The organism is Planctopirus sp. SH287, assembly GCF_056500625.1.
The window spans coordinates 5,069,559-5,091,184 of record NZ_CM151403.1; the positions used below are offsets into that span (position 1 = coordinate 5,069,559).

Annotated in this window: 15 protein-coding genes and 1 tRNA gene; 13 read left to right on the forward strand and 3 right to left on the reverse strand. The window is 52.8% G+C overall.

The genetic code is table 11. From position 1 onward, the window contains the following. Positions 1 to 173 precede the first annotated feature (173 nt). From SH287x_RS18835 to SH287x_RS18855, 5 genes are all read left to right on the forward strand, one after another. Positions 174 to 1,145: an ABC transporter ATP-binding protein gene (locus SH287x_RS18835; protein WP_479515929.1), complete on the forward strand. Its 972-nt coding sequence runs from the start codon at positions 174 to 176 to the stop codon at positions 1,143 to 1,145. Continuing rightward, a complete protein-coding gene (locus SH287x_RS18840; RefSeq protein WP_479515930.1) occupies positions 1,142 to 1,984 on the forward strand; it encodes an ABC transporter permease in 843 nt (280 codons plus the stop codon). The genes SH287x_RS18835 and SH287x_RS18840 overlap by 4 nt, the downstream gene beginning before the upstream one ends. A 41-nt stretch (positions 1,985 to 2,025) precedes the next feature. After that, the gene (locus tag SH287x_RS18845; RefSeq protein WP_479515931.1) at positions 2,026 to 3,168 is read left to right on the forward strand and encodes an ABC transporter substrate-binding protein; all 1,143 of its coding nucleotides are present in this window, start codon (positions 2,026 to 2,028) and stop codon (positions 3,166 to 3,168) included. Between the two features lie 147 nt (positions 3,169 to 3,315). Continuing rightward, positions 3,316 to 3,792: a hypothetical protein gene (locus tag SH287x_RS18850; protein WP_479515933.1), complete on the forward strand. Its 477-nt coding sequence runs from the start codon at positions 3,316 to 3,318 to the stop codon at positions 3,790 to 3,792. Between the two features lie 133 nt (positions 3,793 to 3,925). After that, on the forward strand, positions 3,926 to 4,930 hold the full coding sequence (locus SH287x_RS18855; protein WP_479515934.1) for an AAA family ATPase: 1,005 nt from the start codon (positions 3,926 to 3,928) through the stop codon (positions 4,928 to 4,930). Positions 4,931 to 5,081: 151 nt separating this feature from the next. Here SH287x_RS18855 and SH287x_RS18860 read toward each other — a convergent pair whose 3' ends face one another. The 3 genes from SH287x_RS18860 to SH287x_RS18870 all read right to left on the reverse strand — a co-directional run bounded on the left by SH287x_RS18860 (position 5,082) and on the right by SH287x_RS18870 (position 9,770). Next, positions 5,082 to 6,806 carry an ATP-binding protein gene (locus tag SH287x_RS18860; RefSeq protein ID WP_479515935.1) on the reverse strand — a complete coding sequence of 575 codons (1,725 nt, stop codon included), beginning with the start codon at positions 6,804 to 6,806 and terminating at the stop codon, positions 5,082 to 5,084. 11 nt (positions 6,807 to 6,817) lie between these two features. Next, positions 6,818 to 8,716 carry a SpoIIE family protein phosphatase gene (locus tag SH287x_RS18865; RefSeq protein WP_479515936.1) on the reverse strand — a complete coding sequence of 633 codons (1,899 nt, stop codon included), beginning with the start codon at positions 8,714 to 8,716 and terminating at the stop codon, positions 6,818 to 6,820. A gap of 331 nt (positions 8,717 to 9,047) precedes the next feature. Continuing rightward, a complete protein-coding gene (locus SH287x_RS18870; protein ID WP_479515937.1) occupies positions 9,048 to 9,770 on the reverse strand; it encodes a phosphatase PAP2 family protein in 723 nt (240 codons plus the stop codon). A 416-nt stretch (positions 9,771 to 10,186) separates the two neighbouring features. On the opposite strand from SH287x_RS18870, the gene SH287x_RS18875 reads away from it, so the two are divergent. The 8 genes from SH287x_RS18875 to SH287x_RS18910 all read left to right on the forward strand — a co-directional run bounded on the left by SH287x_RS18875 (position 10,187) and on the right by SH287x_RS18910 (position 21,552). Then, a tRNA-Ser gene (locus SH287x_RS18875) sits at positions 10,187 to 10,275 on the forward strand. A gap of 629 nt (positions 10,276 to 10,904) precedes the next feature. After that, positions 10,905 to 11,480: a hypothetical protein gene (locus SH287x_RS18880; protein WP_479515938.1), complete on the forward strand. Its 576-nt coding sequence runs from the start codon at positions 10,905 to 10,907 to the stop codon at positions 11,478 to 11,480. A gap of 43 nt (positions 11,481 to 11,523) precedes the next feature. After that, complete coding sequence (locus tag SH287x_RS18885) at positions 11,524 to 13,005, forward strand: hypothetical protein (RefSeq protein ID WP_479515940.1); 1,482 nt, start codon at positions 11,524 to 11,526, stop codon at positions 13,003 to 13,005. Positions 13,006 to 13,465: 460 nt separating this feature from the next. Beyond that, complete coding sequence (locus tag SH287x_RS18890) at positions 13,466 to 14,188, forward strand: hypothetical protein (protein WP_479515941.1); 723 nt, start codon at positions 13,466 to 13,468, stop codon at positions 14,186 to 14,188. A 420-nt stretch (positions 14,189 to 14,608) separates the two neighbouring features. Then, positions 14,609 to 14,989, forward strand: a complete 381-nt coding sequence (locus SH287x_RS18895; RefSeq protein WP_479515943.1) for a nuclear transport factor 2 family protein — start codon at positions 14,609 to 14,611, stop codon at positions 14,987 to 14,989. A 512-nt stretch (positions 14,990 to 15,501) separates the two neighbouring features. After that, complete coding sequence (locus SH287x_RS18900) at positions 15,502 to 16,677, forward strand: hypothetical protein (protein WP_479515944.1); 1,176 nt, start codon at positions 15,502 to 15,504, stop codon at positions 16,675 to 16,677. A 636-nt stretch (positions 16,678 to 17,313) separates the two neighbouring features. Then, positions 17,314 to 18,354, forward strand: a complete 1,041-nt coding sequence (locus SH287x_RS18905; protein WP_479515945.1) for a hypothetical protein — start codon at positions 17,314 to 17,316, stop codon at positions 18,352 to 18,354. A gap of 2,505 nt (positions 18,355 to 20,859) precedes the next feature. Then, positions 20,860 to 21,552, forward strand: a complete 693-nt coding sequence (locus SH287x_RS18910) for a basic secretory protein-like protein (protein WP_479515946.1) — start codon at positions 20,860 to 20,862, stop codon at positions 21,550 to 21,552. The last annotated feature ends 74 nt before the right edge of the window (positions 21,553 to 21,626 follow it).

Sequence of the window (21,626 nt, forward strand, 5' to 3'; positions counted from 1 at the left end):
AGTGGGAGTGGTCGGAGTCGTTTGCCGGGTTATGCTTCACCAGTGCTGCATTGTGGCTCAGAGTCTGTCGGGAAGTATCAAATCCTTCTTCCTGAGGGAGAGGGTGGCAGGCCGGATGAGGGGGGAGCAAGTGGCTCTCGATGAGGTTTTGTGCATTGCCATTGGAAACACTGATGGTTCATCAGCCCTCACCCCGGCCCTCTCCCGCAAGCGGGAGAGGGAGTTTTCTCAGACAGGCTCTCAGTGAAACTCAGGTTGCGCGGGGAAGGCAGGCGTTGGGCGAGAGTCTCATCACCGGACAGAGTGAATCGATGAAAGCCGGCGGGGTCATGCCGTCGGTTTCTGCGGTTGCGCAGGCATTACCAGGGCTGCAATCATCGCAGCCACTGATTGCCGTTCAAAACCTGTCTCTGCAATATGCCACTGGCCCTAAAATTCTGGATGAGACTCAACTGAAGGTCGCTGAAGGAGAGTTTGTCTCGCTGTTGGGGCCATCAGGATGTGGCAAGTCGACCTTGTTACGGATCATTGCCGGATTGATCCCGGCGACAAGTGGAGAAGTGACTGTCGGGGGATTGAATCCCGTTTCTGCCCGAAAAACGAATCGTCTGGCGTTTGTCTTTCAGGATCCTACGCTGCTTCCCTGGCGAAATGTCAGAGATAACATCCGCTTACCGTTAGAACTGCGCGGCGTTCCTTATGCTCAACAAATGGCGGCTATTGAGCAATGCTTGCCGCTAATCGGGTTGAATCAGGCTGATGGGTACAAGCGGCCTCGCAATCTCTCGGGTGGGATGCGGATGCGGGTTTCGCTGGCTCGGGCTTTGGTGACTGATCCGCAGATGGTGCTGATGGATGAACCGTTTGCCGCTCTGGATGATGTCCTGCGTCAACAGCTCAATGAAGAGATTGTTCATTTGCGAATGCGAAAGAAATGGACGGGCGTGTTCGTCACACACAATGTGGCTGAAGCGGTCTTTGTGGCGGATCGCGTGGGGTTGATGAGTTCTAAGCCGGGGCGGATTGTGGAAATGCTTCCGGTGCCGTTTGGCCCTCAACGAACAACAGAACTACGAGAGACGGTGGAGTTTGCTCAGTTTGTCGGTCAGGTGAGCCGACGATTGCGGGAGATCATGGCAAGATGACAACTCCTGTTTTGTCGGGCGATTTCGGGTCAAATTCCCGCTTCAAACGAATCCTCTTTTCATGGGGATGGACGATCCTTTCGCCGGTGTTGCTGTTTCTGATTGTGCTGGTCTGCTGGGAGGGGGCTGTTCGCTGGTGGGAGATCAAGCCTTACGTGCTTCCCAGCCCTTTGCAGGTGTTGCGGGCGGTGGAAGATGGCCGGGAGAAATTGACCCAGGCACTGCTGCTGACGGGAGGATCTGCGGTGACGGGGTTTCTGCTCAGTGTGGTTGTGGGAACGCTGATTGGTTGTGTGTTTTCGCAATCATCGATCATCCGTAACAGTGGCTATCCTTATGCGATTTTTTTGCAGACCGTGCCGATTATTGCTGTCGCTCCTCTGATCATCCTGTGGCTGGGGCGTGGGTTTGGTGGAGTGGTGGCTGTTGCTTTTGTGATCAGCCTTTTCCCCATGATCGCCAATGCCACGGCAGGGTTGGTCAATATCGATGCCGACTTGTTGGATTTGTTTCGTCTGAACAACGCTTCGCGATGGCAAATCCTTCTGAAGCTTCGTCTGCCCAACAGCATTCCTTCGTTATGCACCGGTGCCCGGACGTCGAGTGGACTGGCCGTGGTGGGAGCGATTGTGGGAGAGTTTTATGCGGGATATGGTTCAAAGCACTTTGGGTTGGGATTTATTATTCGACAGAATACTGATCTGGTGAAAACGGATGCCCTGTTCGCTGCGGTGCTGGCTTCAACACTGCTGGGGCTGGTCATTTTCGGGGCGGTGGGCCTGTTCAGCATGACTCTCCTTTCCCGTTGGGCACCGGCGGCGCCGGGCGAGCAACGTTAACCTTGATCACAATTCACACGCGTTCCCTTCAGGAAACCGGTATGAACATGACAATTTCTGTTTCGAGACGCGTCTCTCTTTTCGCGGCAGCAGGGCTGGTGTTGAGTCTTTTTTCACTGGCGGGGGGATGCTCTTCTGATGCGACCATATCAGCCAAAAGCACAGAGGCGAAAGGGAAGAATGGCGCTCCGCTCACTCCGGTGGAAATCACTTTGAACTGGTTTCCCGAAGCGGAGCATGGAGGTTATTACGCCGCTCTGATCAAGGGCTATTATGAGGAAGAGGGTCTCGCGGTGAGTATTAAGCCGGGGGGGCCGGATATTCCCGTTGTTCAATATGTGGCTGCGGGACAATCCCAGTTTGGTGTCGACAATGCCGATAAACTGCTGCTGGTGCGTGCTCAGGAAGCAGATGCGGTGGCCGTGCTGGCCCCATTACAGGACAGCCCGCGCTGTCTGATGGTTCAGGAAAGTTCCGGGATCAAAACCTTTGATGACCTGGCGGCGAAACCCAAGTACACACTGGCCATGAATCCCGGGCAGCCGTTTGCCATGTTCCTGCAAAAGAAGCTGGATCTTTCCAGGGCCACGATTGTCCCTTATGGCGGAAGTCTTGTTCCGTTTCTGACTGAGAAAGACTTCGGCACACAGGCTTATAATTTCAGTGAGCCGTTCAATGCCAAAAAGCAGGGAGGCCAACCTGTTAATCTGATGGTTTCCGATCTGGGATTTAATCCTTATACCAGTCTGCTCATTACCAGTCAGGCATTGATTGAAAAAGACCCGGCTCTGGTGGAGAAAGTGGTCAGAGCCTCTTTGAAAGGCTGGCAGACGTATCTGAAAGATCCTCAGGCGACGAATGAGTACATCCATTCTCTCAATCCTGATATGGGAATGGATATCCTTGATTTTGGCGTGGAAACACTGAAGCCTCTCTGCGAACCTGCCCGGCTTCCTGCTGGCCATCTGGGAAAAATGGAGCCGGAGGAATGGGCGAAACTTTCGCAGCAACTGGTCGATATCGGTGCGTTGGATGCGGCCAAGCATGCTCCCGAAAAGGCTTACAACACCCGATTCTTTGATGTCGCGACGACCAGTGAAAAAAGCAGACTCCCTAAAGGCGACAAGCTGCTGATTTCACCCCTCCGTCAACCGCAAGTCTCTGATAGCGTAGATCAACCTTGAGCCAGCCTGTTTGAAAAGACATGCCGTGCCGATCAGGTCAAGTGCCCGCCGTCGAGCCATCCGATGGCATGCGTCCTCGTTATGAAGTTTTTATTGATTAAACCCGATGACGGCTATTCACCAATAGCCGACTGGAGATCTTTGAGCATGAGTTTCAACGCCATTCCAAACATGATGACCCGCCGGCTGTCAGTCTCTCTGGTCGGCTTATCGCTGATCAGCACTTTTTGTGCATGTGGCCCCGGGTTTACAGAACCGATGCAGAAATCCCCCGATTCCATCATTGGCAAGACCACGCAGGATGTGGGCGAGTTCAAGCCGGAAGAGAAGAAAGAAGTCAGTGATCACAAAGTGAACGTGACCAATCCCATCACCGGCCCGCTAGAGGCGTATCGGCCAATGGTTGAGCGGGCGATGGTGGCTCAGATTGATCACGCAGTCAGGCTTTATGAAGCGGAGAATGGAAAATACCCCGCGACCTATGAAGAGTTCATGGAGCAGATCATCAAGCGAAACAACATTCGCCTGCCTGTCCTTCCGGGTGGCTGGAAGTACGAATACAACGTGGCAGAGCACAAACTGGAAGTCGTCAACAATGCCCCCGCTGAACCTGCCGCACCTTAAGCATCAGGCTTCAATGGCGATATTTTCCCTGATGATCAGTAGGATATTCCCAAGTTCTCGTGCCTCTTTTTTGCCAAAAATCTGCTGTCGGCAAGGTTGTGCTAGCCTGGCACTCAGCTGAAACGGAGTCTTCATGGAATCTCAGGTCGAGGGCCTGCGCGACGAAGCGAATCGCTTTGCCGAAGAATTTCAAAAGGTTCGTCGTGCGATCAGCGATGTGATTGTTGGCCAGCAGGTGGCCATTGAATCGGTGCTGGTGGCGATTTTTGCTGGTGGAAATGTTCTGCTGGAAGGGGTTCCCGGCCTGGGAAAGACGGAATTGGTCAAGGCCCTCTCGCGCGTGCTGGCGCTGGAGTTTCGTCGCATTCAATTCACCCCCGATTTAATGCCTGCCGACATCATTGGCACGAATATCATGTCGACCGATGAAGCGGGCCGATATCGCTTCGAGTTTCGCAAAGGGCCGATCTTCACGCAGTTATTGCTGGCTGACGAAATTAATCGTGCCTCGCCAAAAACACAGTCGGCCCTGCTGGAAACGATGCAGGAAGGCTCCGTGACGACGGGGGGGATCATTCATCATTTACAGCAGCCCTTCTTTGTGCTGGCTACACAGAATCCCGTGGAACAGGAAGGGACTTATCCCCTCCCGGAAGCGCAGCTTGACCGATTCCTCTTCAAAGTGGTGGTTCCATTTTTGAACCGGGCAGAGCTTAATGAAGTGGTCAGCCGGACGATTCTCAAGAAGCCCGTGGAAACGCCCCAGTTGCTGACGGGTGACCGGATTCTCGAGTTGCGGCAACTGCTGGAAAAAGTGGTCGTGACGGACATTATCCGTGATTATGCCTGCCGGCTGGTTCTCAGCACTCATCCGCAGACCGAGGACGCACCGGCAGAGGTCAAACAATTCGTGCAGTGGGGAGCCAGTCCACGAGCGGCCCAGGGGCTGATTCGTGCAGCACGTGTCAAGGCTCTGGCTGACGGAAGGCCTTATGTGGCCATTGATGACATTCGTGCTTTTGCTCAGGAAGTGCTTCAGCACCGTGTGCTGCTGAATTATGATGGGCAGGCCGAAGGGATCGAAGCCCGCTCATTGATTCAGCAGTGCGTGAAGTCTCTGAAGGAAACCGCTCAGTAATCCGAATCGCAATTTGAAAGGGTGCGTTGATGATCTCGAAAGCATGCTTGCCCAAACGCCGCAAGTATGGCGCGCAACGTGTCGTTAAAACCTGGGGTCTGTAGCAGGACAAATGACGTACAGATGCCGGCACACTGGCTTGGAAACGGGTTTAATGGTTGCGGCCGATATGAGCGATCAGGCGGCTGGGTGATTCGAGTTTGGGAAGCTGCAAAATGGTGTCTGACTCCAAAGGAGTCGTGACGTGCATTGGCAGCACGACGGTAAAGACACTCCCTTTACCAAATTCACTTTGTAGACGAACTTCACCACCCATCAATCGCGACAATTCGCGAACAATTGATAGTCCCAGACCTGTTCCTTCATATTCTCGGGTCAGCAGATCTTTCTGCCCGGGTGTTGATTGTCCCTGACGGAACTTCTCAAAGACGCGTTCCTGTTCTTCCAGAGGAATGCCGATGCCGGTGTCTTCTACAATCAACGCCAGGTGATCGCGTTCGGCGTTGGTGTCGGAAGGGTTGGTGCCTTCTTCGGAAAAATGCTGGGCCGTGCACTGCTCCACACGCACGCGAACCTTGCCGCCATCGGGTGTAAACTTAATCGCGTTAGAGAGCAGGTTTCCCAAAACCTGCTGCAATTTCCCGGCATCCTGCCAGAGCAGGGGGATCTCGGTGGAAACATCGCTGGTCAATTCCAGATGCTTCTTTTCAGCCAACGGCATCAAAGATCCCACCTGTCTTTCGACAAGATCGTGAATTGAAAAGTCACTGGGATGCAATTCCATCCGACCGCTTTCAATCTTGGCCAGATCGAGCACGTCGTTGATCAGATTCAACAGATTTTTGCCAGCCGTTTGAATGTTGGAAACATACCGTCGCTGCTTATCGACCAGCGTAGGGTTTCCCAATAGCACTTCACTAAAGCCCAGAATGGAGTTCAGCGGTGTCCGCAATTCATGACTCATGGTGGCCAGGAATTCGTTCTTGATTTTATTGAGTTCAAAGAGCCGTAAGTTGACCTGTGCCAGTTCATCGACCTTGCTATCGAGGTCGTGGTTCACATGTTGCAACTCTTCCTGAACCGTGACCAGATGACGCAACATGCGGTTGAACGCATGGGAGAGTTCTTCAAATTCGTCACCGGTGCGGATATCGGCCCTCATATCCAGGCTGCCACGGGCAATGGCATCGCTGACATCTTTCAGGTGCAGCACCGGCTTGACAATGACGTAGCGGACAATCGCATAGGCCGCCAGCATTGCCAGGAAAGCGGTGACAATGGCCGTGGTGAGCAGGATGGCGTTGTTCCACGCCAGCGAACGTTGGGTTTTTTCGAGCGGGAGAGAAATCTTGACCATTCCGATGAGATCGCCGGCTCTGAGCTTGGGATTGCGGTTGTGTTGACGATGACAATCGAGGCAGGATTCGGTGGCATAGACGCCGCCGTAATAGACATATTCCTGCCGGGCGCGTTCGCGGATGACCTTGATGACTTCAGATTCTCCGCCACGAATGGCCTCTAATGCGATGTGGCCTTCACCATCCATGGGTCGAGAAGGATTGGAAAGTTCGGCGTTGAGGAGCGTCCAGCTGTAATCCTTGAGTCCTTCGGGTTTTAGCTCAGCCGCCATGCGTTCCACGTTGTCGGTGCCGATATTGCCGCTGTCAGACCACTTCCAATGCTTCTCCATGACGATGGGAGCGACGAGCAATCGAGCCGTGGTCTGGTTTTGACGAAAGACCAGGTCGGTGGTCTGCCGGGCATAGAGATAGAAGCTGCCTGTGATCAGCAGCAACAGCCCGCTGCCAAAGAGAAAGCGACATTTTCGTTCAAGGCTGGTTTCGCCCAGCATGCGTTTAATCGATCGATAGGACATGCCCGCGCGCTTTAGCCCCCCACCTTGAGAGTCACTGGTGCATACTGCATGACAACCACGCACAGGTCGTCACGTTGAGACCGATCATCGGCAAAGGCCTCAATTTCTGCGACCAGAGCCGTTACAAAGGCGTTGGCTTCCCATTTCTGTTTTTTCAGCAATGCCACGACACGTTCGCGGCCGTACATCTCTTCGTTGCTGTTCATTGCTTCGGTGATGCCATCGGTATAGACCACGATCATTTCGCCGGGCAGCAATTCAAATTCCAACTCATGGTAGGCCGTGCCGATGGGTGCCAAACCTAATGGCATTCCCGAAAATTTCAGTCCGAGAACTTCAATCGCTCCATTTTGACGAACAATCAGCGGTGGAAGATGGCCCGCGTTCACGACACGTCCCACACCAGAATCCGGTTGCAAAGCGAGCAGCAGCATTGTGACGAAACGATGTCCCAGCCCGCCGGAATTCATCTCGCGGTTGAGCGCCTGCATGACTTCAGGCCAGCTATTTTCTGCGAGGACATGATAGCGGGTGGAGGCATAGAGTCGGGCCATCAGCAAGGCTGCGGGAACGCCTTTGCCAGCCACGTCAGCAATGGCGACGGCCAATTCATCACTGCTGGATTTTTCGGGTTGAGGGATATAGTCGAAATAGTCTCCACCGACCTGATGCGCTGCTTCATAAAAGTCGGCGAATTTCCATGATTTGAGGGTCGGGCGACTGGAAGGAAGAAACCCCATTTGAACTTGAGCCGCAAAATGCAGTTCGCGATCCAACGCTTTTTTGCGGACAACAGCCGCGTGCATGGCGGCATTATCAAGGGCCAGAGTCACCTGGGTACTGACGCTGACCAGCAACTCCAGATCTTCATTGGTAAAGGGTTGAATTAAATCCTGGGAACTTAATTGAATGACACCCAAGGCTTCCGTGGGAGAACGCATCAGAGGCACACAGACGACGGAGCGAATTCTCATTGATGCCAGCGATTCACTCCGATTGAACCGGGTGTCTTCAGAAGCATCCGCCGAGAGAATTGCCTGGCCGTTCTCCATGGCCTGCTGAATGATCGTCATGCTGACGGGCACGTTTTCCTGGTGCTCACCACTTCGAGACCATGTTGCCCTGACCGCCAGTTTCGGAGTTCGGGCCTGATTGGCAGCATCGGTGTTGGGGAAATCGCTGTCCGATTTCAATAGAAAGAAGCCGTATTCCGCCTGAGGAAAAATCCGAAAGAGCGACTTCAAAACGGTAGGCAGCACATCTTCCAGGTCGAGCAGGCCACCGAGTGCTGACGAGATTTCCAGAATGGCGCTCAGTTTGACCTCGGGCTTCACATTGATGCGAATTCCTTCTCTTGTGGCGGCATCCAGGGTGGAAATAATCGAGGACTTGCCGCCATCGTCATTATCATCTCGCTCTGCTGGCGACGTGTAGGCCTCATGTTCAGAAGACAACGTCGCGCGGCCGGGGTGTTCAATCACCCGGTGTTCTGAGAAGACAGGATGAGCCCAGGCAGAATCGGGAGGGGGCGCACTCCCTTCCGATCGATGAACTTCCCGTGATTCGACCGCCGTTGACTTGTTTTCATTCGATGGCCGCTTGCGCAAGTGGCGCGTGAGAGGGCCAGTGTGAAATTCAAAGACGAAATCGCATACTCGAACAATGTCTCCATCGCGGAGCAGACGAGGCCCTGGAATTAATTCGTTGTTGACATACGTGCCGTTGAGGCTGCGCAGATCCTCAATCCGGCACTGGTCATGCTCGTGGATAATCTGGGCGTGATGGCGGCTGACCGATTGATGATCCAGCACAATCTGACTGGAGGCATGCCGTCCCAGGATCATGCGAGCTTCAATCAGCTCAACGACCTGTCCGACAATCGGCCCTTTGATCACCTTCAGACTAGCCACCGACGTTTGCTCCTCAAATTGATGACACTCACCGTGATGGACAGACGGGATTTTGAATTCATCAGAAACAGGTTGTACCACAGCAACAACGTTGACGTTTCATCCGGTCAAATAAACTTGCCAGAGATCACGTTTCGCCAAATCACAACCTCACCCCATCAGAGGGCTACGATCATCCGACAAATGTCGTGAGGAATGACTTATCGACAAAACGTCTTCATGAGTTGACTGGGAGAAGTTTACTCTGAATTCCGCAGAGGGGCACCCCGACTTTATCGGGAATCCTGTAACAGAGAATCACATTGTCTTCAGGTTCCTGATTGACAGCTTCTTATTCAACGGTTTGGGGCAAAGGCTGTTTGTTATCGATCAAGGCGGATGTCACGGGGAGCAGCGTTTCTTCTGAAGTGAGGCTCAGGAGCGGCTTTAATCGTCGATCAAGAACAAGCCACCCGATCGTGAGACCGATCGCTGCTCCAGCCAGAACATCACTGGGGAAGTGTGACAGCGATTGAATCCGTTGAATTCCGACCATGCAGGCCAATATCAGAAACCAGACGCGACCTCGGGGATAACAGGCTGATAGAACCACTGTTAAGCCAAAAGCCGTGGCGGTATGGCCTGAAGGGAAGCTGTGGCTATGAAATTTTCCATCCAGAATGGGGAGCAATGATAACACGGTGTTGGTGACTTGGGGATCCTTCAATTGCAGTTCACGAGGGCGTTTTCGCTCCACGAGTTGCTTGGCCACGTCGGCCGTGAGACCGGCGCCTAACGAGGCCACCAACAGCCAGGGAATAAGGCGCTTCTTCACGGGGTCGAGCACGCCGACTGTGATGACGATCAGCAAGGCCCCAAACGCCTGGCCGTAATATTCACCGGCTTCAAAAAAGTCCTCGATAACGCCTTTTGCCGGATACTGGTGAACCCATCTTGCGAAGAGAAGATCCCACGAGAACGACAGCATCATTGCCACCACCAGCAGCACCAGAATCGCCCAGCGAGCTTTCGGTGAAGTGGATGGCAGATTTTGAACCGAGGTCATCGTGGCCATCGGCCATCCCTTAAGCGATGTGACAGAATGCAGCACAGCCTGTGGAGCGATCGTCGCTGCCCGGCTGAGTTTGACCCAACAGCTATTGGCAAGCCCGGAAGGCAACGACCCGTTTGGCGGCGATTATCACTGATTGAAGCCACACTGCGAAGTGACAATCTCTTTTACGGTGACTAACTGGCGGATTTTTCCTTGGAAATTGAAGTCTGTTTTCACAATCCCTTCGCAATATTCATCAAATCGCGACCAGCTCAGATGAAGCACAACCGGGCACGGTCTGACATAACCGGTATGATCCGTCCTTCCGTCGTGAAGAAAAGCCAGCACAAATGAACAGGCGGCAACTCTCTTGTCATGGAACAACTTTTCGTTACACTTTTGGTCTACGCGGGAGTTGACCACCATTCCTGCGTGCTGGAGAGGTGGCTGAGTGGTCGATAGCACCGCTTTGCTAAAGCGGCGTGGGAGTCAAATCCTACCGCGGGTTCGAATCCCGCCCTCTCCGCTTGTTTTTCTGAGATTGGCTATTTCCGCACATTTATAACCATTTTCCGGTTCAAACGAGTCGGTTCAACTTTATACCGACAGGCCAATAATTTTCGCAACTATTTACCAGAATGGTACTTACGCGGTTCAAATCCCGCCGCCACTTTGACAGGCCGACTTGGTCCCAGCCTGCCCTGCGGTTTTGCGCTGTAAGCGTTTTTGCAGGTTATACTTGAGGCGTTTTTCTTTTCTGTTGGCATCTGCTCATCTACGCCATAACACCTCCGCGCGGTTATGGCTGATGCCAAATATGCCCAATACCGTGACGGCTTCCGTGCGTTCCAAGACGCGACGTACTTCGCGTTCTGAAACTCAAATTCGCTCTGGTACTACACCCGCGCCGACCAGAACCGCTTCATCGACTGCCCCGTCCAGTTTTAGACTAACCGCCTGAAGAACTTCTTCCCAAGCGAAGACACCGCGAACACAAGATCCTCTACGTGAAAGCCGACCTGCGGCGTAGCGATCTGATGTATTATGGCCAGGCTGCGGACGGGGAGATTTCGAGCACGGCCGAACCTTTCCAGGCCTTTCGGTGTCGCATGAATGAATGGATTACGGAGAATGTCTGCGCTGAGGAGATTCACAATGACGATTGCCGAGTTCCGGCAGATGATTTCCGACATGTCCCAGGATCGCGTGCATCCCGCAGTCTACGCTGACTACTTGAAACACAAGCGAATGCCGGACAAGACGAATCCGCACAAATATTTACGGGAAGAGTATTTACCGATCCTCGCCGTCCTCAACGCCCGGAGCGTTCCCGAGGATCAGCAGATCGAACTCGGAGACGAGAAGCAGAACTGGGATGCCCGGATCGCCGAGGCCGAATTGTGGGAAGTGGTGCAGGCCGTACCCAAGGACGAGCACATGATCAGATTGGATATCGCATCGGGTGGTGCCAGCCCCGCGACCTACTTCGAGCATGCACAAGATCACCTGCAGTTCCCTCGCGCAATCGTTGACGCCATCGAGTCAAAGCAAGCCAAGCGGTACGCGGACCAAAGCACTCTGATCGTCGCCTTTGATGGAGACTACTCCTTCGAAGACGATGATGTGATTCGTGGGTGGATTGAAGAGGTACAGCGCGTTTGCAGCCGGGGAACGTTTCAAGAAATTCTGCTGGTCGAACGCGCCCGTTTGAAAATTTTCAAAGTCTTCTAGCCGTCTGAAATGTCAGCCGAAAGAGACGTGTGGGGGACATGTGATGGATCTGAGGACGCCGCTCGTTACTCAAGACAAGCTTCACTCGAACTTTCGAGCATTGATCGCTCCCGGATTCTTCGACGAAGAGTGGGATACGCTGCACAAGTGGGCAGACGGGTTCGTTGACCGCGATGGCAAGTTCGTCAGGGAATTCCAGACTACATTCAATTCTTCGTTCTGGGAACTGTATCTTCACGCCGCGTTTCGAGAACTCGGTTTTACTGCAGACTACTCCTTCAATCGTCCTGACTTCGTCCTCCAGTCGGCCGCAGGTACACCGGTCGTCGCGGAAGCGGTGATTGCCAGCCACGCGGACGGGTATTGCCCCGAGTGGAGGCGGTCCCTCGACCAGTTGGTAAATGCCGACCGGGAAGAAACGGTCCACATCGCGACGATTCGGTTGGCGAGTGCGATCTGGTCGAAATACAAGAAGCTGAAGGAGAGCTACGCCGAACTCGATCACGTCAAGGGCAAGCCGTTTGTGATCTGTGCAGCACCGTTCGAACAGCCCACGTTCTTCATGCAGAACGATAATGCGCTGCGACGAGTTCTGTACGGCTTCGATCAACCGCTGTGGATTCCGACGCCAGATGGAAAGCGAATGCCGATCGGCCAATCTTCGCTACCCGAAATCATCAAGGATAATGGAGCGACGATCCCACTCGGGTTCTTTACTTCAACGATGATGCCGGAAGTCAGCGCGGTCATCTTCAGCAACACGGCCACAATCACCAAAGTGCGTGCGCTGACCAAGAATGGGAAACTGAACGCCATTTTGACGGCAGCCCGGTTCAACGAGAATGGGCTCCACCCTCACTACATCTCTAAGCCGCGAGCAGAGTTCGAAGAGACACTGCTGGACGGACTGCATGTCTGCATCAATCCATTCGCAGACCATCCACTCGATCTGGAGCCATTTCAGGGACGAGAAATCGCGATTCACGTTTATGCCCATGAGTCCGGTGAATATCTCCCGTTGTCGCCCGACGGTTTTCTCTTTCAGCACGGCTCCATTGCGATGACGTCCGGCAGTGGCGTCAAGAATCTTGAGGAGATTGCGGATGACGAATACAAGCGACCCGTGTATCCGGTGCGCAAGGAGAAAGAACTGTTCTCCGTGGCGGGGAACGTGGCTTTCTATCTCGACAACCATCTCGCTCACCACCGAGGTTGGACCATCTGTGTTTGCAGGGATACGATTGACGACGACTGGATGGCACAGGCGACGACTGGAACCCACGGCACACTCGGTGCCTATCACCAGGCCGACAAGTCCAACCTGCTCTTGGGTGAAAGGTCGTACTCAACGAAGGAGCAGGCGTTCGAACATATTCTCAAAGCGCTCGACCGCCATCTGGATAAGCCGTTGATCGAAGCACATCGTATTGAGCGGGCGAAGGCACAAAAGTCCCTGGAGAAGAAGCAGCGACGCAAGGAGAAGAAGGCGGAACGAGTACGAAAGAAGGACTCGAGGCGACGATGAGACTTGTTCGGTCAGCGACATCACTGAAACCGGCTTCGTCGTCGATCATGAGCATGCCAAGTTCACGCAATCCGCTTCTCGGCCAATTTTGCTTGCGCCTTTTCACGGATCAAGCTCTTCGAAGTCACTGCAGTATTTGAGTTTAACGGTTCACACGGTCATTTCCCTCTGTCAAAGCATCGAGAAATCGTCGCAGTTCCGATCCCCAGCCTCTCACCCCGGCGATAAAAAGTTTAAATGGCGTTCTGTCCTCTCCGCTGATGTTGCATCGACGTAGCGTTCGTGTTGCGATTGCGTTGTTTTTTCTGGCTAGCATCTCCTGCCGAGCGCTTGATCGGAGATCTTTGCGAGGTCGATTCAATGCATCCCAATTGCCCAGTGGGTTCGGGTTTGTGGATGCCGTGTGGTATTATCCAAGCGTTCGGAGGATAACAGAAGTTCTGCTACCGGAGGTTGACCTATGGGCGTTCGCCAAACCCGTGTCTTTGTGCCGTCCAATGAACAGCACGGTGACTGGGCAGAGACGCTCATCGGCAGGGTGTTTCAACCCATCACAGCTCAGTTCACTGGCTCGCTCAACTGGTTCTGGTTTTCCAGGTACGGGTCGTCCGCCGACGACTCTGGCGACTGTGATATTGCAGAGATTCCTGACGAGTACAAACAACCTCTTCAACCCAATCAGGGCGGATTTCACCGAAGCTTGCGGTTCCGGTTTAACATCAACGACGCAGACCAAGTAGCTTTCGAGACTCGACTCCAGCAACTCATTACCCAACATGGATACTGCGTCTCTGACATCCGCGACTACGACTACGTGGCCGACACCGGAAGCCATCGCTTCCTCGGTGTAGAGAACCGGACGGCTGGCCGCGATGTTCAACGAGCCGATCTCGTCACGCACCTATACCAGACGATTTCTCAGCTCGTAATCGACTGCTTGGTCGGTCCCGATCAGGCGAACAGGTTTGTGATCGAAACGAATGACAATTCAGAGAATCCCAATGGCTCGACCTTCGAGTCTCTCCACCACCTGTTCTACAACATCACCCAAGTCCCTCTTTCGGTCTTAATCGCTGTTGGACCGCAGGCAGGGTTTTTGGGAACATTCTGGGGACAGCCGCGGAAGGCACAGCAGCGCCAAGTCAATGGGCAAATCATCACCGAGGTGTTCGTGCCATACTGAGGCACTGTCGCCATCGCCGAACCGGCGCTGCGTCTGGCAGACGGGGTGCGCAATCGCTTTCCCAAGTTCGTAGCTCCGAGTTCTTCACCGACAGGTGAGTTGGATCGCTTGTGCGGTCATGTCCCATTCGCCGAAATGTTGAAAAATCGTTGCAATCCAGTATCCCAGCCCCGGACCCCGGCGATGAAAAGTTCAAACGGCGTCCTGTCCTCTCCGCTTGTATTGTGTCGAATTGCACTCATGCTACAGTCGCGTTGTTTTGGCTGGCGTCCTTTGCCGTGCGCCTGATCTGAGAGGAGCGCTGCCGAGTGAGACACAGCACAAAGGGATGGACGAGCCGATCCAGTCGGGTATCAACAGCTCAATTCGTTCTGAACATCACAAATTCAGTTCTGCAATACATCCCAACACCGCGAAGCCATGCCAAATCAACCTGCGCCGCTAGAATTTGAGCAATTGCGTGTGGCATATGCGGCCTTCAATGCCCGCGATATCGACGCCGCTCTCGCGACCATGACGGCGGATGTCGCTTGGCCACGAGCGTTCAAGGGCGGTTTTGTCGATGGTCAGCAAGCCGTTCGCGCCTATTGGACAGAGCAATGGAGCGAGATCAGCCCGCATGTGGAGCCGATAGCTTTTCACCTTGAGGGGGACGGGTGCATCCTCGTCAAGGTTCATCAGGTTGTGCATGACTTATCCGGAGCGGTGCTAGCCGACGAGTACGTGGATCATCGCTTCTCCCTGGCGCAAGGTTTGATTCGGAAAATGGAAGTTTGTTCTTCATCCGACCATTCAGCTTAACCACGTGCTGAAGCAAACTGCTGTTGTCGCAGGGTGGTACAGGTTGCCGGTTTTCGGGCGACCTGTGTGCTGGAAGCGCAAGAGGCTGATGACCGATAAACAAGGTCTGTCGCTGCTTCCACCCCGCGTCCCATACCAACGAGCCGGAAGCGTCAGCGGCGGCCACTCGCATTAATGATCTCGCAATCAAGAGCGAGATGGATTCAAGAAAAATGTTTTGATCCGGAGGGGTGTTGAAGAGGAACTTGTGGCGGCGGAGTGATTAATAAGTCATGCCCGTCGCTGACGCTTCCGGCTCGTTGCGCTTCCACCCTGCGTCGTTTCTCGACTTGTAGCCAAAGCATTGAAAACCTTTCGCTATCCCATTTCAATCTTGTTAACCTCTTGTGGCGTTGCCACCCAGGTAGACTGAGTACAGTCAACCTGGGCTACCCTGCTACCCCGCGCGTAGCCGAACCGACAGGCGGGAGCCTGCCCTACTACTACTACGTAGCTGTCCCATGAAAGCCGTTATGAGCAACACAACGCCACGGAAGTTCCAGACGGCAGCGACCCTGCCAAAACTCGTGCTACTAACAATGTTCATAGTTCTGTTCGTCACCTTAATGTCCAGGTATGTAGCATCAGCTGATCACAACGCTGCCACAAGTTACCTTCTGGCAATCCTTGAACTGGGAAGAAACGTGCCGGATTACGTGGATTCGGCCACGTCTGATGATGGTGACTACGGGTTCATGAATAGACTTTCAGAGAAACAGAAGTCTTTCCTCCGCCAGCCAGCCGTTGTCTCTGCGCTCGTCCGTTTCGATGACTCGTCGGCCCAGCGTGATTGCGATTGGGGGCGATACACAAGTTCAAGCTGGTCCGATGCCGAAATAAACAACCAGTTTCATACGCTCGCCCAAGTTGTGTTACTTCGAGCACGCGCGCATTACGAAGCGGGTGAATGGATTGACGGCAATCGAGATGTCGAGCGGGTGCGAATTCTGGCACGGCGCATGGCGGAGCAGGCTCGGCCATTTGAACACCAGTGCTTCATGTTCGAGAACATGGCGAATGGGACGGCCGCTGCGTATCTGCTGGAATTCCCTCGTGAAGCCCTTGATGACCTTTCGACGCGGCATTTCCGATTGGGAAGTTTTTCACCGAAGAAGCAAATGTTGAACGCCGAGGCAGAACGAATCCGCGCAGTCACAAACGCTTATGAAAACGGGCTGGTGACCATCGCACAACTGTTACAGCACTCCCGCCCGTGGCTTGCCAGTGATGAAAGCGTTCGAACTTTTGCCAAGATTTCGAACCAGGAAGTCATCGCCGAACTTCGTGAATTGTCGTTTTTCTTGGAAGAACTTTCGACTTTGATGGATCGAGATCTTCATGAAGCAAAAAAACAAATCGTGCAACTCTATGATCGATATGCAGCGAGCAACCCACTCGTAGCGGGTTACGGAGAACCACCGATCGGAGAGTATTTCGAGAACGCACAAGGCATTTGCCGCGGGTTAATGGTCGGCGCAGTCATCGAGCGATTGAGGCAGGGCCAACATGATTTCTCGAACATTCGAGACCCATATGGTCAGGCAAACTTGAAGTTCCGGGCAGAGACGATTGGATTTACGCTGGTGTCTGAACTGCATTATTTTGGAAACGTCGGCTTTCGTTTCGGTTTGGCCCAGCCCAAACGTTGAGGGCCGATCCACGGAAGTGGCTGAGTTTAAGAGAATTGAAGATGGAAGATCAGACCTGCCACTCCGTACGCAGTAGTTGTCGATACTCATCATCTTTTGCCTGATCACTACGCTGGGCGACTTCTGTGCTGGAAGCACAAGAGGGTGATGACCGATAAAAATAAGGTATGTCGCTGCTTCCGCCCCGCGTTATTGTTCGATTTGTGGCCAAGGCGTTGAAAACCTTTTGCTAGCCCATTTCAATCTCGTTAACCTCTTGTGGCAACGCGGTTAGCCGAATCGGCAGGCGGGAGCCTGCCCTACTTTTTACTGAGTACAGTCAACTTGGGCCAGTGCGCAGTAAGCCGCCCACCTGGCCGATGCCGATCGCTGAGGAGAAGCATTTGGGCATGCCGGATTTTCTTGGCCGGGGCATGCCCAAGTGCGAGTGATTTCATCGAAGGATTGACGTTGCTCGGGCGTGAGAAAGATGGGAAACTGATGAGGACTGAAACCTGGCATGCGTGAGCCTCCTTGCTCGGAAAAGTGAACCACAGCAGTATCTCAATAAAACACACCAAATAAGTCGAGTCCAACTACTGTGTACTTACCCGGAGAAATAACATGCAATATGTATGGTCTAGGCTCCACTTATGCATGACAAGCTTTGTCTTTTGTGTCATGCTGGCGGTATCACAAGTCTGCATTGCTGCTGATGGCGATATTTTAAAGAATATTGTTGATCGTCGTTTGCAAATAAAGTCTGTTAGTTTTCGTTGTTCTATTAGTGGTGTTTACGGTGATAAAAAATACGGTGGCGAATGGTATATAAATTCCGACTACGCCAATGCAAGGTCGATGGCGGTTATTGATGATGGTCAAAGGCCTAAGACTATCTGCACTGGTTGCGCAGGAATGAAAACTGTAGCGATTTTTCTTGAAGATCAATCTGATGCTGTAGAAGTCAAGCCATCTGCGTTGTCTGTTTACGATGTTGCCGACAATCGTATATCGCAGCTTGCATTTGTGCCTGATTTACGGTGGCAGGGTCTGCTTCCATCAACGGTGTCTATGTCGGGGTACTGGCACCCTCAGTCTGTGTGGGCACCAAAGAACAATAGCTCGGTGACTTCAGAGAAACGTCTATTTCAAGACATAGCGTGTCTAAATATCAAGTGGGATTCAATGCAAGGAGGGAGGTGTGAGGCGATTGTTTCTGATGACGTATATAACGATGTGCTTATGTTGTCGTGCAAGGATAGCTCGGGGCTTGAGGATAGCGTTGAAACGAAATGGAGGCACGTTTCTGATTTAGATTTTAGTATTCCTGTAAGTGTTTCTTATACTCGAAGGGAGAATAGCGTAGTAATAGGGTCTGAAATTGCAAGTTACTCAGAAATTAAGTATAACTTGGATTTTTCAGAAACAGAGTTTTCTCTAGAAAAAATTCAAGGAATTAAGCCTGGGGTTTCGGTGAACTGGACGTCCAGTATGTCACCTCCTGGAGAAGTAGGTGCGATTGTTTGGGATGGAAAAAGAATTGTTAGTTCGACGCCTGCAGTGAGTAAAAACCTGCAGAATATAAACGCTCGTAAATTTGGTATTTCCAGTGCAGTGTCGTTTTTAATTGTTTTTAACTTACTAGTTGTTATTATGGTTGTGTACGTCATTTTTATGCGACTTAGACGTAAATTGTGAATTATTAAACTTTTTTAAATGGTTTATAAGTGTTTGAGTTGATACGTATCCGGCTGGACTTGCCCATGAAATGTGGGCGAGGGGAAAAGAGAGTATGCTTTTCCTTGAGGAGTCCAGAGCATGTCGAAAGAGCGTCAGAAGTATACATCTGAGTTTAAGCGTGAAGCTTTGAACATGGTCTTTGACTATGTATTTATCCGTCTCCGAGGTCGCGCGTCGGTTGGGAATCAGTCAACCGCTGCTACATCGCTAGAAGGTTCAGGTTGCCTGTTTTCGGGCGACCTGTGTGCTGGAAGGGCGAGAGGGTGATGACCGATAAAGACAAGGCCTGCCGCTGCTTCCACCCCGCGTCGTTGTTCGACTTGTGGCCAAGGCGTTGAAAACCTTTCGCTCGCCCATTTCAATCTTGTTAACCTCTTGTGGCAACGCGGGTAGCCGAATCGGCAGGCGGGAGCCTGCCCTACTTTTTACTGGGCCAACCTGCAAGCTATACCAATGAGCCGGAAGCGTTAGCGACGGGCACTCGCATTAGTGATCTCGCAATCGGGAGCGAGGTGGAGTTGTGAGGAATGCTTTGGTTTGGAAGGAGTTGAAGATGATCTTTTGGCGGTGGAGTGATTAATTAGTCGTGTCCGTCGCTGACGCTTCCGGCTCGTAATGCTTCTACCCCGTGTCGTTGCTCGACTTGTGGCCAAGGTGTTGAAAACCTTTCGCTAGCCCATTTCAATTTTGTTAACCTCTTGTGGCGTTACTACCCAGTTAGACTGAGTACAGTCAACCTGCGCCACCCCGCACATGTCACACGGAGAGCAGTGTGAGCAAACCAGCTAAAGAATCGGAAGCCCTCACGACCGAGGCCTTCTACGTTCAACGCACGACGTCTCCTTCACCGCACAGGCTTGGCGGCCCGACTCAACACTCGGGCGCCGTCTGCCCTGAATGCAGGCGAGAAGTGACTTTGACTTGGGACTTGGACCTCACAGAGGACGACATCCCAGTAACGTTGAAAAAAGGCTACAGCCCACTTCAACGACTCCCCCTCTATGTGTGCTCTCAATGCAGCGTACTTTCGTATCAGGTAGTCGCTGACGATGAGATTAATTGTTTTTCGCACGGGGGACTCGACTGGCTCTTTGACTACGAGTCTCCTCATTATGAGGCGCGACCCGAAATCACTCAGCAACCCATTCGACTGTATCCCATGACGCCCGAAATCGATGCATTGTGGGTAAAGCACCGGTCCTTGGGTTATCAGGAAACGCTTCCCGATCACGACGCGGCAAAGCTTCAGGGCTATTTCGACTCTCTGGAAGTCCCTCCTGAAGACCCCGATTACTACTACTCGCAGCTGTGTGGCGATCCGTACTGGATTCAAGGTTCACGAATTGACGACTGCCCAAATCCTGACTGTCGAGGTGGCGTCAAAACTAAGCGCCTCGCTCACATTTGTCCGCCTGACAGTCCGGGACTTGGCGATTCGATTGGCTATTTCGACTTCCAGTTCATGGCGTGTCCAGTCTGCTTTTCTATAAGCGTACAATATGAGTGTACGTAGCCCCGTCATCGCAACGGGCAGATGACAATACAATGCACCGGAGTTGCCGTCCGGCTCGAATCTGAAATCAACGTTGCTGGCGACAACCCAGTGATTGTAGGCGCTCGTCCTCATCCAAATTAGAGTATCTCCATAAATCAGACCTTCTTCAAACGGTTTACGTTGATCGTGGCTGTTCTCGCGTTCATTTGCCCGAGTTATGCGAGAGGTCAGGACTCCGGTAAAGCCAAGCTTCAAGCGGCATATGAACTATACACCGCAACCATAAACGAACTACGTGAATCTCTTGTAAGTTCCCTCGAGCGTGAACGGGTCAAGGCTCAGCGTGTCAGGGACTTGACTTTGCTCAAATCGATCGACAGCGAGATTGAGGCGTTTAAGTCAAGCGGTACATTACCCAAGACGGTTTCGTCTTCTCGCTATGCGTCGCAGCTTGAGCGCGCGTGCTCGCGAGGTGGCGCAGGTTGCCTGTTTTCGGGCGACCTGTGTGCTGGAAGCACAAGAGGGTGATGACCGATAAAAACAAGGCCTGCCGCTGCTTCTACCCCGTGTCGTTGCTGGAGTTGTGGCCAAGGTGTTGAAAACCTTTCGCTGGCCCATTTCAATCTCGTTAACCTCTTGTGGCAACGCGGGTAGCCGAATCGGCAGGTGGGAACCTGCCCTACTTTCTTTTGGCGGTGGAGTGATTAATTAGTCGTGTCCGTCGCTGTAAATCATGTCCGTCGCTGACGCTTCCGGCTCGTAATGCTTCTACCCCGTGTCGTTGCTGGAGTTGTGGCCAAGGCGTTGAAAACCTTTCGCTCGCCCATTTCAATCTCGTTAACCTCTTGTGGCAACGCGGGTAGCCGGATCGGCAGGCGGGAGCCTGCCCTACTTTCTGGGCTGCCCTACGGGAGAGGGAGTGTTGATAGGCTTTTATTGCTAAGTGTGGATTAATCAGGACTACCATTATGGCCGCTCGATATGCCGGTTTTCTTGTGGTGTGTTGCCTCTGGCTCCCTGTGTCATTGGCTCAACAACCTGCCCTCTCGCCGATGGTGCAGGTGGAAGTTGACACGACGGAGACGCCGGATCTTGCCAAGTGGGGTGATGATGCGAAGACGCTGGTGGAGGAGTGGTATCCACGGATGGTCAATCTGCTCGGCTCAGAAGGGTATGTCCCTCCCCGGCAGATGAAAATCATGTTCAAGAAAACGGATGAAGGGGTGGCTTTTACTGTCCGCGATAAGATCACGATCTCTTCGCACTGGGTCGAAAAGCATCCTGAAGATGTCGGCATGGTGATTCATGAAATGGTGCATGTCATCCAGGCTTATCCCGGTCGTAGCGGCCCCGGCTGGGTGACCGAAGGGATTGCAGATTATCTGCGATATGCGATTTTTGAAGGGAAACCACTTTCCTGGTTCCCCACCAGTGCTGACCCCAAAGGTTTCACCAAAGGCTATGGTCTGACGGGAGGCTTCTTTCTCTGGCTTGAGAATCATCAGGCGCCAGGGATTGTTGCGAAACTGAATGCCCACATGCGAAAAGGAACCTATCAGGAAAGCCTCTTTGAGGAAGCTACTGGCAAGCCGCTGCTGGATCTGTGGCAGGAATACCTCACCACCCGCCGCCAGATGCGCGAAGCCGCCCGCAAGAAATAACGACGCAAATCGGGTTCAATTCATAGGAAAGTCCTCTGGCCATTATTCGTGTAACAAAGGCTGGTTGGCCCGGT

Coding starts and splice junctions, on each gene's coding strand:
- SH287x_RS18890 (WP_479515941.1), top strand. CDS start 13,466: ATGGGCGTTCGCCAAACCCGTGTCTTTGTGCCGTCCAATGAACAGCAC.
- SH287x_RS18905 (WP_479515945.1), top strand. CDS start 17,314: ATGACAAGCTTTGTCTTTTGTGTCATGCTGGCGGTATCACAAGTCTGC.
- SH287x_RS18895 (WP_479515943.1), top strand. CDS start 14,609: ATGCCAAATCAACCTGCGCCGCTAGAATTTGAGCAATTGCGTGTGGCA.
- SH287x_RS18910 (WP_479515946.1), top strand. CDS start 20,860: ATGGCCGCTCGATATGCCGGTTTTCTTGTGGTGTGTTGCCTCTGGCTC.
- SH287x_RS18845 (WP_479515931.1), top strand. CDS start 2,026: ATGAACATGACAATTTCTGTTTCGAGACGCGTCTCTCTTTTCGCGGCA.
- SH287x_RS18840 (WP_479515930.1), top strand. CDS start 1,142: ATGACAACTCCTGTTTTGTCGGGCGATTTCGGGTCAAATTCCCGCTTC.
- SH287x_RS18855 (WP_479515934.1), top strand. CDS start 3,926: ATGGAATCTCAGGTCGAGGGCCTGCGCGACGAAGCGAATCGCTTTGCC.
- SH287x_RS18850 (WP_479515933.1), top strand. CDS start 3,316: ATGAGTTTCAACGCCATTCCAAACATGATGACCCGCCGGCTGTCAGTC.
- SH287x_RS18835 (WP_479515929.1), top strand. CDS start 174: ATGGTTCATCAGCCCTCACCCCGGCCCTCTCCCGCAAGCGGGAGAGGG.
- SH287x_RS18885 (WP_479515940.1), top strand. CDS start 11,524: ATGGATCTGAGGACGCCGCTCGTTACTCAAGACAAGCTTCACTCGAAC.
- SH287x_RS18860 (WP_479515935.1), bottom strand. CDS start 6,806: ATGTCCTATCGATCGATTAAACGCATGCTGGGCGAAACCAGCCTTGAA.
- SH287x_RS18870 (WP_479515937.1), bottom strand. CDS start 9,770: ATGGCCACGATGACCTCGGTTCAAAATCTGCCATCCACTTCACCGAAA.
- SH287x_RS18880 (WP_479515938.1), top strand. CDS start 10,905: ATGACGATTGCCGAGTTCCGGCAGATGATTTCCGACATGTCCCAGGAT.
- SH287x_RS18900 (WP_479515944.1), top strand. CDS start 15,502: ATGAGCAACACAACGCCACGGAAGTTCCAGACGGCAGCGACCCTGCCA.